Below are 14250 nucleotides of genomic sequence, written 5' to 3' on the forward strand. Positions count from 1 at the left end.
TCCGTATCCGGTGGTTGCATTGCGCCGGTATCGCACAAAAGGGCAGCCCAGGCTGCCCTTTTTTGTCTCTGCTCGCCCGGAAACCGCCGGCCGGCGTCCGGGCATCGACCTGACGCGTCACGGCCGGCGCGTCTACAATGCCGGATGCTCGAAACCGGCTCGTCCGCGCGCGACCGCGCCGGACGCCCGCCCATAACAAAACGCTCATCTGCATGAAGCCTGTCGTCCGTCTCACCGCCTCCGCCACGCGTGCGCTACCGCGCTGGCTGCTGCTCACGCTCTGCCTCGTCTACGCGGCGTTCGGCCTGTTCGGCCGCGACCCGTGGAAGAACGAGGACGCGGCGGGCTTCGGCGTGATGTGGACGATGGCCAAGGGCGGCTGGCACGACTGGCTGCTGCCGAACCTCGTCGGCAAGTTCATCACGACCGACGGGCCGCTCGGCTACTGGCTCGGCGCGCTGTCGATCCGCGGCCTCGGCCCCTGGGTCGATGCCAGCAACGCGTCGCGCGTCGATACGGGCGTGCTGTTCTGCGTCGCGTGCGCATTCGTCTGGTACGCGGCCTACCTGCTCGGCCGGCGCGCCGAGGTCCAGCCGTTCAAATACGCATTCGGAGGCGAACCCGAGCCGCGCGACTACGGCCGCACGCTCGCCGACGGCGCGCTGCTGGTGCTCGTCGCATGTTTCGGCCTCGCGGAGCGCGGGCACGAAACGACGCCGCAGCTTGCACAGTTCGCATGGATCGCGATGCTCGTGTACGGGATCGTACGCGGCATCGACAAGCCGATGCAGGGCGCGCTGTGGTGGGGCGTCGCGATCGGCCTCGTCGCGCTGTCCGGCAACCCCGTGCTGGTCGTCGCGCTGCTCGCCGGCACGGCCGCGCTGTGGCTCGTCACGCCAGAGATGCGCAACCTGCGCCTGCCCCTGATCGGCGTGCCGCTCGCGGCCGCGATCTTCGCGCTGTGGCCGCTCGCCGCGTTCGTCGCCGCGCCCGACGACGCCGCGTGGTTCTTCAACCAGTGGATCCACGGCAGCCTGATGCGCTTTTCGGGACCGCCGACGGCCGTGCTCGGCTATGCGGCAAAGAACCTGCCGCTGTTCACCTGGCCCGCATGGCCGCTCGCGATCTGGGCCTGGTGGAGCTGGGCCGGCATGCGCCGCCGCGCACACATCGCCATTCCGCTGTCGGTTGCGGTGCCGCTCGTCGCGCTCGTGATCCTGCAGAGCCAGCAGTCGAACCGCATGTACATGCTGCTGCTGCCGCCGCTCGCCGTGCTGGCGACGTTCGCGCTGCCGACCCTGAAGCGCGGCGCGATCAACGCGATCGACTGGTTCGCGGTGCTGAGCTTCACGATCCTCGGCACCTTCGTGTGGCTCGTGTGGCTCGCGTCGCTCACCGGCTTCCCGCATCCGCTCGCACGCAACCTCGCGCGCCTCGTGCCCGGCTACGAACCGCATTTCAAGATCCTGTCGTTCATCTGCGCGGTGATCGTCACGGTGTGCTGGTGCTTTCTCGTGCGCTGGCGCATCTCGCGGCAGCCGAAAGTACTGTGGCGCAGCGTCGTGCTGTCGGGCGCCGGTACCACGCTGATGTGGGTGCTGCTGATGACGCTGTGGCTGCCGATCGTCAACTACGGCCGGACCTACCGCGATGTCGCGCAACAGATCGCCGTGCATTTGCCGTCCGACTACGAGTGCATCTCGCCCGTGCGGCTCGGCGATGCGCAGATCGCGACCTTCGCGTATTTCGGCGACATGCACTTCGATTTCTCCGGCGACTGCGACGTGATCCTGCGCCAGGACCGCGCGGACTTCGGCGAGCCGAGCGCGATGTCGCAATACGTGTGGCGTCTCGTGTGGGAAGGCCGCCGCGTCGCCGACCGCGACGAACGCTTCCGCCTGTACGAGCGCATCGAACGGCCGAAGACGCCCGTCAAGAAGCGCCCGCCCCGCCGCCAGGCGGCCGATTGACGATGTTCGGCGACATCCGCCGGATCGTCGGTCTCGCGTGGCCGGTGCTCGTCGGCCAGCTCGCGATCATCGCGTTCGGCGTGATCGACACCGCGATGGTCGGCCGCTATTCGGCCGTCGATCTCGCCGCGCTCGGGCTCGGCTCGTCGATCTACATCTCGATCTATATCGGCCTGACGGGCATCCTGTCGGCGCTGCAACCGATCACCGGGCAGCTGTACGGCGCGCGGCGCTATGCCGAGATCGGAGAAGAAGTACGCCAGGCGCTGTGGCTCGCGCTGCTGCTCGCCGTGCCCGGCTTCCTGCTGCTGCATTTTCCCGAGCCGCTGCTGCGTGTCGCGCACACACCCGCCGCGCTGCACGACCGCACCGTCGACTACCTGCGCATCCTGTCGTACGGGCTGCCTGCCAGCCTCGTCTTCCGCATCTACAACGCGCTGACCAATGCGGCCGGCAAGCCGCGGCTCGCGATGATCCTGCAGATCGGCGCGCTGCTGCTCAAGTTTCCGCTCAACGTGTGGTTCATCTTCGGCGGGTTCGGCGTGCCGGCCCTCGGCGGCCCGGGCTGCGGGCTGGCCAGCACGCTGATCAACTGGGGACTTGCGCTGATCGGCTATACGCTGCTCGCGAAGCTCGACGTGTTCGCGCCGCTCGCGATCTTCTCGCGCTTCTGCTGGCCCGTCTGGGAGCGCCAGAAGGCGATCCTGAAGCTCGGCGTGCCGATGGGCCTGTCGTACCTGATCGAGGTCACGTCGTACACGTGCATGGCGCTGTTCATCGCGCAGTTCGGCACGACGACGCTCGCCGGCCACCAGATCGCCGGCAACATCGGCGCGGTGCTGTACATGACACCACTGTCGATCGGCGTGGCGGCATCGACGCTGGTCGCGCGCGCGCTCGGCGCCGGACGCCCGGAAGAAGCGCGGCTGCTCGGCCGGCACAGCGTGATGTTCGCGTGCGGCGTGGCGGCCGCCTACGGCGTGCTCGTGTTCACGCTGCGCCCGCTGATCATCGGCGGCTATACGCCGAACCCGGCCGTCGCCGCGGCCGCGATGCCGCTCGTCGCGATCGTCGCGTGCTACCACTGCTTCGATGCGCTGCAGGTCACGTCGGCGTTCGTACTGCGCGCCTACAAGGTCGCGGTCGTGCCGACCGTGATCTATGCGGTCGCGCTGTGGGGCGTCGGGCTCAGCGGCGGCTACGTGCTCGGCTTCGACGTCGGCGGCATCGCGCCCGCGTGGCTGACCGGCGCGCGCGGCTTCTGGTTCGCGAACACGGTCAGCCTGATGCTCGCAGGCGCCGGGCTCGTGCTGTACCTGCGCCGCGTGAGTCGTGCGCACGCCGCTGCCGCCGCCTCCGCCGCCTGACACAAGGCCCGCTACGCGTCCTCCAGCACGTCGGCCGCATGATAGGACGACCGCACGAGCGGGCCGGCGACGACTTCCCTGAAACCAAGTTCGAGCGCCTCGTCGCGCCACGCAGCGAACGCCTCCGGGCTCACGTAACGCCGCACCGGCAGATGGTGTTCCGACGGCGCGAGATACTGGCCGAGCGTCAGCACGTCGACGTCGTGCGCGCGCAGGTCGCGCAGCGTGTCGCGCACTTCGTCGTCGCACTCGCCGAGCCCGAGCATCAACCCCGATTTCGTCACCAGCCCCGGCCGCGCGCGCTTCGCCTGCGCGAGCAAGTCGAGCGAGCCGCGATAGTCGGCGCCCGGCCGCGCCGCGCAATACAGCGACGGCACCGTCTCGATGTTGTGGTTGAACACGTCCGGCCACGCCGTCGACAGCGCCTCGAGCGCACGCGCCACGCGGCCACGGAAGTCCGGCGTCAGGACTTCGACGCCGATGCGCGGCACGCTCGCGCGCACCGCCGCGATGCACGCGGCGAAATGCGCCGCGCCACCGTCGCGCAGGTCATCGCGGTCGACCGACGTGATCACGACGTAGCGCAACCCGAGCGCCGCGGCCGCGTCGGCCAGCCGCGCGGGCTCGTCGGGATCGAGCGGATCGGGGCGGCCGTGCGCGACATCGCAGAACGGGCAGCGCCGCGTGCACAGCCCGCCCATGATCATGAAGGTCGCGGTGCGCTGCGCGAAGCATTCGCCGATGTTCGGACACATCGCCTCCTCGCAGACGGAATGCAGCCGATGGTCGCGCAGCACGGCGGCCATGTCGGCCACCGCCGCGCTCATCATCGGCCGCGCGCGCAGCCACGGCGGCTTCGGCAGCGCCGCGCCGGCCGCGGGCTCGACGCGCACCGGAATGCGCGCGAGCTTGTCGCGGCTGCGCGTGCCCGGCTGGCCGAGCGCCGTGAGGCTGGGTCGTTCGAGCGCGGCGGCCATCGTCAGTCTCCGAGAAACGCGACGATCAGGCGGTTCACGTCGGCGGCCGCCTCCATCTGCACCATGTGCCCGCTGCCGGCGATCACCTCGGCCCGCACGCCGTCCGGCAAGCCCTGCGCATGCTGCGCGGGAATCACCTGGTCGCGCTCGCCCCAGATCACGAGCGTGCGCGGCGCAAGCGTCGCGAGCCGGTCGCGGAACACGCGCCGCTGTGCGGCGCCGTCGAACGCGGCATTCGCGATCTGCTCCAGCGCGGCCTGCACGCCTTCGAGCCGCTTGTACTTGACGAGATCCTCGACGAGCTGCCGCGTGACCAGCGCGTTGTCGGCAAACAACGCGCCGAGGTGCGGCTTCAGCGTGTTGCGGCTGTTGCCGGCGACGAAACCGTCGATGTACGCACGGTTGATGTCGGTGCCGAGCCCCGCACTCGCGATCAGCGTCAGCGACGCGACACGTTGCGGCGTGCGCTCGGCCGCCGCCATCGCCACCGCGCCGCCCATCGAATGGCCGATCAGGTGCGCCTGGTCGATGCCCTTCGCATCGAGCAGCGCGAGCACCGTGTCGGCCAGTTCGTCGAGGCTGCCCGTCTCGACCGCCTTGCCCGATTCGCCATGACCGGGCAGATCGAGCGCCCACACGGGTCGGTGCGCGGCGAGATCCGCGTGATTGAACAGCCAGTTGTTCAGGTCGCCGCCGAAGCCGTGGATCAGCACGGCGGGCGTGCCGGCGCCTTCGCCGAGCTTCAGGAAACGCACCGTGCGGCCGCCGATCTGCGCCTTCTCGGGTTGCGGGCCGGCCGCTTCGTCGGCAGCCGCGCTCGGCACGAAATCGCGCTGGAATTCGGCGATCGCCGCATCGATGTCGGCATCGCTCGCCTCGGCCGCCGCGACGACGCCGAGCAGCGCGCCGACCGGCAGCGTGTCGCCTTCCTGCGCGACCTGCCGGCGCAGCGTGCCGTCGAACGCGCATTCGACGCCCGACGAGATCTTGTCGGTCTCGACGTCGAGCACCTCATCGCCCTTGGTCACGCGTTCCCCGAGCGCCTTCAGCCAGCCGTTGACCTGCCCCTGCTCCATCGACAGCCCCCACTTGGGCATCGTGATCATGTGAATCGACATCGTGTCAGCTCCTCGTCTTCAGGACCGCCTGCGCAATCGCATCGGCGGTCGGGATGTACAGGTCTTCGAGCACGCTCGCGAACGGCGCGGGCGTATGCGGCGCGGTGACGAGCTCGATCGGCGACTTCAGCGAATGAAATGCGCGCTGCGCGACGAGCGCGGCGATGTCGGTCGCGATCGAGCAGCGCGGATTCGCTTCGTCGACGACCACCACGCGCCCGGTACGCTCCGCGCTTTCGAGGATCGTTTCCTCGTCGAGCGGCGACGTCGTGCGCAGGTCGATCACGTCGCACTGGATGCCGTCCTTCGCGAGCTTCGCGGCCGCATCCGTCGCGAGATGCACCATCCGGCCATACGTGACGATCGTCACGTCGTCGCCCTCGCGCACCACGTTCGCCTCGCCAAACGGAATCGCATAGGACTCCTCCGGCACGTCGCCTTCGCGCGTATAGAGCAGCTTGTGTTCGAGGAAGATCACGGGATCGTTGTCGCGGATCGCCTGGATCAGCAGCCCTTTCGCGTCGTACGGCGTCGACGGACACACGACCTTCAGCCCCGGAATGTGCGTGAACAGCGACGTCAGCATCTGCGAATGCTGCGCGGCCGCACGCAAACCGGCGCCGTACATCGCGCGAATCACGACCGGCGTCACGGCCTTGCCGCCGAACATGTAGCGGAACTTCGCGGCCTGGTTGAAGATCTGGTCGAAGCACACGCCCATGAAATCGATGAACATCAGCTCCGCGACCGGCCGCATCCCGCACGCGGCCGCGCCGACCGCCGCGCCGATGTAGCCGCCCTCGGACAGCGGCGTATCGAGCACGCGGCCCGGAAACTTGTGGAACAGCCCCTTCGTCACGCCGAGCACGCCGCCCCATGCGTCGTCCTCGCCCGGCGCGCCCGCGCCGCCCGCATTGTCCTCGCCCATCACGATCACGCTGTCGTCGCGCGCCATTTCCTGCGCGAGCGCTTCGTTGATCGCCTGCGAATAAGTGATCTTCCTTGCCATGTCTGTCTCCTGGAATGTTCGGTTCGCCGTGCCGGCTGCGGTGTCAGGCCGCGTTCACGGATACGACACGTAGACGTCGGTCAGCAGGTCTGCGGCATCCGGCACCGGCGCGGCCTTCGCCTGCGCGACCGCGTCGTCGATCAGCGCCTTCACCTGCGCGTCGACCGCGCGCAGGTCGGCCGTCGTCAGCGCCTCGGCGCGCACGACACGCGTCTCGAAATGCTTCAGGCAGTCCTTCTCGTCGCGCAGCTTCTGCACCTCGCCCGGCGCACGGTAGGTTTGCGCATCGCCTTCGAAGTGGCCGAAATAGCGCGTGAACTTCACCTCGACGAGCGTCGGGCCGCCGCCGTTGCGCGCGCGCACGACGGCCTCGCCAAGCGCTTCGTGCACCGCGAAGAAGTCGAAGCCGTCGACGATCACGCCCGGCATCCCGAACCCGTTCGCACGATCGGCGATGTTGTCGGTCGCGACCGACCAGCTCGACGACGTCGCTTCCGCATAACCGTTGTTCTCCGCCACGAAGATCGCAGGCAGACGCCACACCGACGCGAGGTTCATCGATTCGAAGATCACGCCCTGGTTCGACGCGCCGTCGCCGAAGAAGCACACGCCGACGCCGCCCGTCTTCTTGTGCTTCGCCGCGAGCGCGGCGCCGCACACGAGCGGGCCGCCCGCGCCGACGATCCCGTTCGCGCCGAGCATCCCCATCGACAGGTCGGCGATATGCATCGAGCCGCCCTTGCCATGGCAAACGCCGGTTTTCTTGCCGTAGATCTCGGCCATCATCCCGTGCACGTCGACGCCCTTCGCGATGCAATGGCCATGGCCGCGGTGCGTGGTCGCGACGTAGTCGGCGAGGCCGAGATGTAGGATCGTGCCGACCGCGGACGCCTCTTCGCCCGCGTAGAGGTGAACGAAGCCGGGAATCTCGCCGGTCGCGAATTCGACGTGCAGGCGCTCCTCGAATTCGCGAATCGTGCGCATCAGCCGGTAGGCGTCCAGCAGTGTGTCCCTGCTGAGCTGTGTCGAAGCGGTCATGTATGTCTCCTGGGTAGGTCTGACTGCGAATGCCGCCGCGGCGATGCCGTGGCGACGGATTGCACGGCCTGCGGCCGTCAGTGGAACGTGAAGCCGCCGTCGACGTTCACGGCCTGGCCTGTCACGTTGTCCATCGTCGCGAAGAACAGCGCGAGCCGGCCCATGTCCTCCGGCGTCTGCGCGCGGCCCTGCGGGATCAGCGTCAACTGGTGCCGCTGCCACGATTCCTCGACCGTTTCGCCGCCGGTCTTCCATGCGTCGGACAGCCGGTCCCACATGTCGGTACGGACGATGCCGGGGCAGATCGCGTTGACGGTCACGCCGTCGCGCGCGAGTTCCTTCGCGAGCGCATTCGTGAAGCCGACGACCGCGAATTTCGATGCGCTGTAGTGCGCGAGATTCGGAAAGCCCTCCTTGCCCGCGATCGACGCGACGTTGATGATCCGGCCGTGCCCCTGCGCCTTCAGATGCGCGAGCGCCGCGCGGCAGCCAAGGAACGTGCCTTTCGCGTTCACGTCCATCACGAAATCCCAGTCGCGTTCGGTCAGCTCGGCAACCGGATGAATGCTGATCACGCCCGCGCAGTTCACGAGGATGTCGAGCCGGCCGAGATCGGCGAGCGCCTGCGCGACCATCGCGTCGACCTGTGCGGCCTGGGTGACGTCGACCTTCGCAACCGCCGCGCGGCGGCCAAGCGCGCGCACCTCGCGCGCGGTGGCGTCGAGCGCGTCGTCGAGCAGATCGGCCAGCAGGATGTCGGCGCCCGCGCCGGCAAGCGTCAGGGCAATGCCGCGGCCGATGCCGCGCGCGCCGCCCGTGACGATGGCGACCTGTCCTTCGAGTGGGGGTGTCATGGCAATGTCTCCTTGATGATCGTTATGGATGTCCAAATGTGTCGCGAGAAACCGGATGCTCAGTCGTGCCACGCGCCGGCGTCGCGCAGCAATTGCCGCGACGACGCGTAGCGCAGCGTGCGGCCGACATCGACCGTCAGCGGCCCGCGCCAGTCGAGCGAGATCTCGTAGCGATCGCCGCGCGCGACCTCGATCTCGCGCTCGCCGTCGAACGCGAGCGTGCCGCGTTCGAACGGAATCGCCTGCCACGTGCCCGGTTCGAGCCGTTCGCAACTGCGCATCACGACGCGGTCGACGCGACCCGGCGCGATCGGCGCCACGAGCGGCGTGCCGGCCGTCTTGCCGGCTTCCGCGAAGCGCATCGCGAGCCCGTGCGGCGCGCTGCGTTCGAGCGGCGCCCACGCGCCGCCGAGCGCGGACAGGCCGATACCGTCCGGTTCCGCGAACGTCAGGTAGAGCGAATCGATGTCGTCGGATCCGGAGATCGCGCGCGCGCCGATGAAACGCTGCCGCGCGGCGCACACGTCGACCAGCGCGATTTCCTCGCGCCCCGGCTGCGCACCGGCCACGCAACGCACGACGAGCCGCTTGTTGCGCACGAACGCGACCTCGGCCGGCACGGCGCCGGTCGCGGCGAGCCCTGCCGCGACGCCGGCGACGGTCGCCTCGCGATGTTCGGGAAACGCATTGTTGGTGCCGGTGGACAGCGCGACGAGCGGCGTCGCGCCGCAATGCGCGGCCACCGCGCGATGGGTGCCGTCGCCGCCGAGCACGACGATCAGCGCGACTTCCATCCGGTGCAGGTACGCGGCGCCGGCCTGCGTGTCGGCGACGGTATCGGTGATCGGCAGGTCGACGAATTCGACCTCGGGCCAGCGTTCGTGCGGCGCGACCGCGCGATGCGTGTCGATCGCGCGCAGCAGCAGCGTCGCGATGCCCGTGCGGTCGCGCAGCGTCAGGACGCGCTCGACGCCCATCGCACCGAGGCCGGCCAGCAGGCGCACGATCATGTTCGCCTTCTCGGCCGTCGGAAATACGGATGCATGCGTCGTGAGGCGGCGGATGTCGCGCCCCGATGCGGGGTTCGCGATCACACCGACGGTAACGGGCGTCGTCACGGGTTCGTCTCCATCCAGTGGGCCGGCATGCCTGCCCTGCCTGTTTCGTCCGCTACCATCGACGGGCGGCGGATCGTCGTCGCCGACACGACCGCATCGGCTTGCCCGTGATCTCTGCAAGCGGCGTGCCATCGTCGCGGCGATGACCGTGGAACCCGCGTGCACACTGGCGCGGCAGGCAGGCACGTGTTCGGGATGCGCGATCGTGACGACGCAGCACATGGCGAATCCGCCGGTGCGTCTCACGACGTCGATGCGACGGCGCGATCGTCCCGGCATCCGTGCATGCGCACCACGCTGCCCGCAAACCCCGCACGCGTGCGGCTCGACGCATGCGCCGGCAAGCCTGCCGACCACCGCACGCCACGCATGCGGCTGTCTCAGCGGCGCGAGACACGGCGAGATACCGGTGAGACGAACGTCTCACGCGCACCGCGTGCTGCGATGCAATGTGATCCGCCGAACGGGATGTGCTACAAGGACAGCGATATCCCCGCCGTACGGAACCGGAGCCGACCATGCCCTACGCCGTCCCCCAGGCCCAGCACGCCGACCGTGTACTCGGCGCGCTCGCCGGGCGCCTGCCCGCACCGGCCGACTCCGAGCGTCTCGTGTCGTCGTGGCAACGGTCGCTCGAGCGCTACTGTCTCGACCCCGCTTCATCGATCGGCCCGCGGGTGCTGACCGCGGCCGAGCTGCGCGAAGTGCGCGACAAGGAAGAAGCCTTCCTGCGCGCGTCGGGCCAGTGCCTGACGCGGCTGCACGACATGATCCGCGTCGCCGACTACTGCGTGATGCTGACCGACGCGCACGGCGTGACGATCGACTACCGGATCGACCACGGGCGCCGCAACGACTTCCGTCATGCGGGGCTGCACATCGGCTCGTGCTGGTCGGAAAGCGAGGAAGGAACGTGCGGCGTCGCGAACGTGCTGACCGATCTCGCGCCGATCACCGTGCACAAGACCGATCACTTTCGCGCGGCGTTCACGACGCTCACCTGCAGCGCGGCACCGATCTTCTCGCCGGGCGGCGAACTGATCGGCGTGCTCGACGCGTCGGCCGTGCACTCGCCCGACGGCCGCGACAGCCAGCGCCTCGTCTACCAGCTCGTGCGGCAAAGCGCGGCGCTGATCGAGGACGGCTACTTCGTGCACAGCACCGCGCAGTACTGGATCCTGTTCGGGCATCCAAACCGTCACTACGTCGAAGCGCAACCCGAATGGCTGATCGCGTTCGACGAATGCGGCAACATCGTCGCCGCGAACCGGCAGGCACGCGACGCGCTGCCGGCGCTGCGCGAGCCGCGCCATATCGACGAGATCTTCGATGCGACCGAGATGCCGCTGCGCGATGCCGCGCGGCTCGACACGATCGTCGCGCTGCGGCTGCGCGCGACCGGCGCACCGCTCCATGCGCGGTTGCGGGCGCCGCTACGGCGCGCCGGCCGCGAACCCGGCACGGTATCGCGCCGCGCGGGCACCGCGCCACGCCACGTCGGCGCGCTGACGCCGTTCCTGCACAGCAGCGACACGCATATTGCACAACAGGCCGAGCTCGCGCTGCGCGTGGCCGGCAAGCGGCTGCCGATCCTCGTGCTCGGCGAAACCGGTGCGGGCAAGGAAGTATTCGCACGCGCGATCCACGATGCCGGTGCGCGGCGTGCGCGGCCGTTCGTCGCCGTCAATTGCGGCGCGCTGCCGGACGCGCTGATCGAGAGCGAACTGTTCGGCTATGCGGCCGGCGCGTTCACCGGTGCGCGCAAGCACGGCGCGCGCGGCAAGATCGCGCTCGCCGACGGCGGCACGCTGTTTCTCGATGAAATCGGCGACATGCCGCTCGCGCTGCAGACGCGCCTGTTGCGCGTGCTCGCCGACGGCGAGGTCGTGCCGCTCGGCAGCGATACGCCCGTGCGCGTCGATCTCGACGTGATCTGCGCGACGCACCGCGATCTCGCGCGGATGGTGGCCGACGGGACGTTCCGCGAAGACCTGTACTACCGGCTGAGCGGCGCGACGTTCGAACTGCCGCCGCTGCGCGAACGCGCGGACGTGCGCGACGTGATTGCCGCCGTGTTCGCCGAGGAGGCGCAGGCAACCGGCCACGTGCTCACGCTCGACGCGACGCTCGCCGAGCAGCTCGCTGCGTATGCGTGGCCCGGCAACGTGCGGCAACTGCGCAACGTGCTGCGCTATGCGTGTGCGGTGTGCGACGCCGCGCGCGTGACGTGGCACGACCTGCCGGCCGACCTCGCCGCGCAGCTCGGCGGCGCGTCGCCCGGCGCACTGCCCGACGACGAACGCGGCCGCATCGTCGCAGCGCTCACCGCGCACCGCTGGCGGCCCGACGCGGCCGCACGGGCGCTCGGCATTTCGCGTGCGACGCTGTATCGGCGCATCGCGAAACACCGGATCGTCGCGCCGCACCGCGCGTGACGCACGGGCGCGACTGCGGTCATGCGGTCTGCCCGGCCGCTTCGACCGACTTTCCGGCGTTTCCAGCTTCGCCAGCCGCTTCGTCACGCCGCGTGAACACCTCGTGCGCGGCGAACAGCGCGTTGAGCGCGGCCGGGATACCCGCGTAGACGGCCATCTGCATGAACACCTCGACGATCTCGTCGCGCGTGCAGCCGACGTTCAGCGCGGCCTCGATATGCACCTTCAACTGCGGCTGCGCGTTGCCGAGCGCGGCCAGCGCCGCGATCGTCGCGATCTCGCGTGCTCTCAGGTCGAGCTGCGGCCGGCTGTAGATGTCGCCGAAGCTGAACTCGACCAGCAACCGCCCGAAGTCCGGTGCGATCGGCGCGAGCGCCGCAATCACGCGTTCGCCCACTTCGCCGTCGATTTCCTTCAGTTTGTTCCAGCCGCGCGTGTAGCGGTCTTCAACGAGTCGTTCCATTGTGTCCGTCCGGTTCCGATAAAGCGTGAGAAGGATTTGCCCGTCGAGCCGTATCGCGCTCCTGCGCCTCGTAATACGTGATCTTGTCGCTGATCGCGTCGAGGTTCACCTGCAGCTCCGCGAGATGCGCGCGCACCGCATCGCGATGTGCGGCCAGCAACCTGCGCCGCGCACCGAACGACTGCTCGCCCTGCTCGCGCAGTTCCACGAACGCCTGGATCTGCGCGATCGGCATGCCGGTCGCCTTCAGGCGCATCACGAAGGCCAGCCCGGCAAGGTCGGCCGGTGCATAGAGCCGGTGCCCGGCCGCCGTGCGCGAAATCGCGCGCAGCAGGCCGGCCTGCTCGTAGTACCGCAGCGTGTGCGTCGACACGCCCGTCAATTCGGCGACTTGCCCGATCGTCAGCGGACCGGTGGCGGAGGGTTGGGATACGGTTTTCGACATGGCAGGAACAAGGTTAGGAGTTAGAGTTCACTCTAAGTCAAGCGTTATCGAACGGCCAGCGCGACGACGATCCGTTCGCCCGCCGCGACACCGTAAACAATGGTCAAAATCGCCTCCCGGCACGGGTTTCGGCCTTTACAGCACCGCAAGCCTTCAGCAAGATTCGGTCAGCCTGTCTTAAAAAGGGCACGCATTTGTCCTATGCTTAACGGCGACGCCCGGCCGGGCCTCGCCCCGCCGTCCGTTGCAACAGCCATTCATCCGTCAGAACCAGGGAGCCTTTGCCATGCTGAAAAAGCTGCTGATGCTGTTCGTCGCGCTATCGCTGTCGCTCGCCGCAGGCCTTGCCGCGGCCGTCGAAGTCAACTCGGCTGACCAGGCCGCGCTCGAATCCGTGAAGGGTCTCGGGCCCGTGAAGTCGAAGGCGATCATCGACGAACGCACCAAGAACGGCCCGTTCAAGGACGCCGACGACCTCGCGAACCGCGTGAAGGGCCTCGGCACGAAATCGGTCGGGCACCTGGAGGAAAACGGCCTGACGATCGGCGGCTCGTCGACGCCGCCGAAGGGCGTGAAGCTGTCGAAGCCGGCCGCGACGACGTCGGCTACCACGTCGGCAACGACGTCGGCAGGCACGACGTCCACGACCGCGACGGCCGGCGCGACGGCCACTGCACCGGCACCGGCGGCAAGCGCGCCGGATGCGGCGGCGAAACCGGCCAAGGCCAAGCGCGCGTCGAAGAAGGAAAAGGCAGCGGCCGCCGCAGCCGCATCCGCCGATGCGGGTGCGAGCGCACCGGCCGCAGCGTCGTCGGCAAAAGCGACGAAGGGTTCGAAGAAGAAAAGCAAGAAGGACAAGGCAGCCTCCGCCGCCGCGGCGTCGGGCGCCTGATGTGCGCCGCGCGCGCGACGGCGTGCGCGCGGCATTCGTTCAACGGGCGCCCACAGCGTGGCGCCCTTATCGGTAAAGGTGAAAAACCATGGGTCTCCTCGACATCGTTGGCGGTCTGATCGGCGGCCAGGCCGGCGGTAACTCGCAAAGCGCGCTGATCACGACCGCGCTCGAATTCATCAACAACCAGCCGGGCGGCCTGAATGGCCTGATCGAGAAGTTCAAGGCCGGCGGCGCCGGCGACGTCATCGGCTCGTGGGTCGGTACCGGCCAGAACCAGCCGATCTCGCCGGACGCGCTGCAGAACGTGCTGGGCTCGGACGCGATCGGTGCGCTTGCGAGCAAGTTCGGCGTCGACCCGTCGATGGCCTCGACCGTCCTCGCGCAGGTGCTGCCGCACGTCGTCAACCACGCGACGCCGGACGGCGCGGTGCCGGCCGACGGCCAGGCCCAGGTCGACCCGTCGAACGTGCTCGGCTCGCTGTCGCAGCTCGCCGGCATGTTCGGCGGCAACAAGCAGGGCTGAAGCCCTGCGTCGTTGCGACGCTCCATAAGCAAACACCC

13 protein-coding genes are annotated in these 14250 nt (G+C 69.0%); 5 read left to right on the plus strand and 8 right to left on the minus strand.

Annotated features, from left to right (window positions below):
- Positions 1-137 precede the first annotated feature (137 nt).
- Together HWX87_RS11185 and HWX87_RS11190 are read left to right on the plus strand one after the other, a co-directional pair.
- Complete coding sequence (locus tag HWX87_RS11185; protein WP_176047194.1) at positions 138-1970, plus strand: glycosyltransferase family 39 protein; 1833 nt, start codon at positions 138-140, stop codon at positions 1968-1970.
- 2 nt (positions 1971-1972) lie between these two features.
- Positions 1973-3337, plus strand: a complete 1365-nt coding sequence (locus HWX87_RS11190; protein ID WP_176047195.1) for an MATE family efflux transporter — start codon at positions 1973-1975, stop codon at positions 3335-3337.
- Positions 3338-3348: 11 nt separating this feature from the next.
- Here HWX87_RS11190 and lipA read toward each other — a convergent pair whose 3' ends face one another.
- From lipA to HWX87_RS11220, 6 genes are all read right to left on the minus strand, one after another.
- Positions 3349-4314, minus strand: coding sequence for a lipoyl synthase (gene lipA, locus HWX87_RS11195; RefSeq protein WP_176047196.1), 966 nt, complete (start codon positions 4312-4314; stop codon positions 3349-3351).
- A gap of 2 nt (positions 4315-4316) precedes the next feature.
- Complete coding sequence (locus HWX87_RS11200) at positions 4317-5432, minus strand: acetoin dehydrogenase dihydrolipoyllysine-residue acetyltransferase subunit (RefSeq protein WP_176047197.1); 1116 nt, start codon at positions 5430-5432, stop codon at positions 4317-4319.
- A gap of 4 nt (positions 5433-5436) precedes the next feature.
- A complete protein-coding gene (locus tag HWX87_RS11205; RefSeq protein ID WP_176047198.1) occupies positions 5437-6441 on the minus strand; it encodes an alpha-ketoacid dehydrogenase subunit beta in 1005 nt (334 codons plus the stop codon).
- Positions 6442-6495: 54 nt separating this feature from the next.
- Positions 6496-7479, minus strand: a complete 984-nt coding sequence (locus HWX87_RS11210) for a thiamine pyrophosphate-dependent dehydrogenase E1 component subunit alpha (RefSeq protein ID WP_176047199.1) — start codon at positions 7477-7479, stop codon at positions 6496-6498.
- A gap of 77 nt (positions 7480-7556) precedes the next feature.
- Positions 7557-8333 (minus strand): SDR family NAD(P)-dependent oxidoreductase, encoded by a 777-nt coding sequence (locus HWX87_RS11215; protein WP_176047200.1) that lies wholly within the window; start codon positions 8331-8333, stop codon positions 7557-7559.
- 59 nt (positions 8334-8392) lie between these two features.
- Positions 8393-9451, minus strand: a complete 1059-nt coding sequence (locus HWX87_RS11220; protein WP_176047201.1) for an NAD(+)/NADH kinase — start codon at positions 9449-9451, stop codon at positions 8393-8395.
- A 518-nt stretch (positions 9452-9969) separates the two neighbouring features.
- Between HWX87_RS11220 and HWX87_RS11225 the strand changes: the two genes are divergently transcribed.
- Positions 9970-11886: a sigma-54-dependent Fis family transcriptional regulator gene (locus HWX87_RS11225; protein ID WP_176047202.1), complete on the plus strand. Its 1917-nt coding sequence runs from the start codon at positions 9970-9972 to the stop codon at positions 11884-11886.
- 19 nt (positions 11887-11905) lie between these two features.
- Here HWX87_RS11225 and HWX87_RS11230 read toward each other — a convergent pair whose 3' ends face one another.
- Positions 11906-12349 (minus strand): carboxymuconolactone decarboxylase family protein, encoded by a 444-nt coding sequence (locus HWX87_RS11230; RefSeq protein ID WP_176047203.1) that lies wholly within the window; start codon positions 12347-12349, stop codon positions 11906-11908.
- On the minus strand, positions 12333-12794 hold the full coding sequence (locus HWX87_RS11235) for a MerR family transcriptional regulator (RefSeq protein WP_176047204.1): 462 nt from the start codon (positions 12792-12794) through the stop codon (positions 12333-12335). The genes HWX87_RS11230 and HWX87_RS11235 overlap by 17 nt, the downstream gene beginning before the upstream one ends.
- 286 nt (positions 12795-13080) lie before the next feature.
- Here HWX87_RS11235 and HWX87_RS11240 point away from each other — a divergent pair, with 286 nt between their 5' ends.
- On the plus strand, positions 13081-13686 hold the full coding sequence (locus HWX87_RS11240; protein ID WP_176047205.1) for a helix-hairpin-helix domain-containing protein: 606 nt from the start codon (positions 13081-13083) through the stop codon (positions 13684-13686).
- Between the two features lie 88 nt (positions 13687-13774).
- Entirely contained in the window at positions 13775-14212 is a 438-nt protein-coding gene (locus HWX87_RS11245) for a YidB family protein (RefSeq protein ID WP_176047206.1), read from the plus strand.
- Positions 14213-14250: the final 38 nt, after the last annotated feature.

It is taken from the genome of Burkholderia sp. BCC1644, from assembly GCF_902833225.1.
Classification (GTDB): domain Bacteria; phylum Pseudomonadota; class Gammaproteobacteria; order Burkholderiales; family Burkholderiaceae; genus Burkholderia.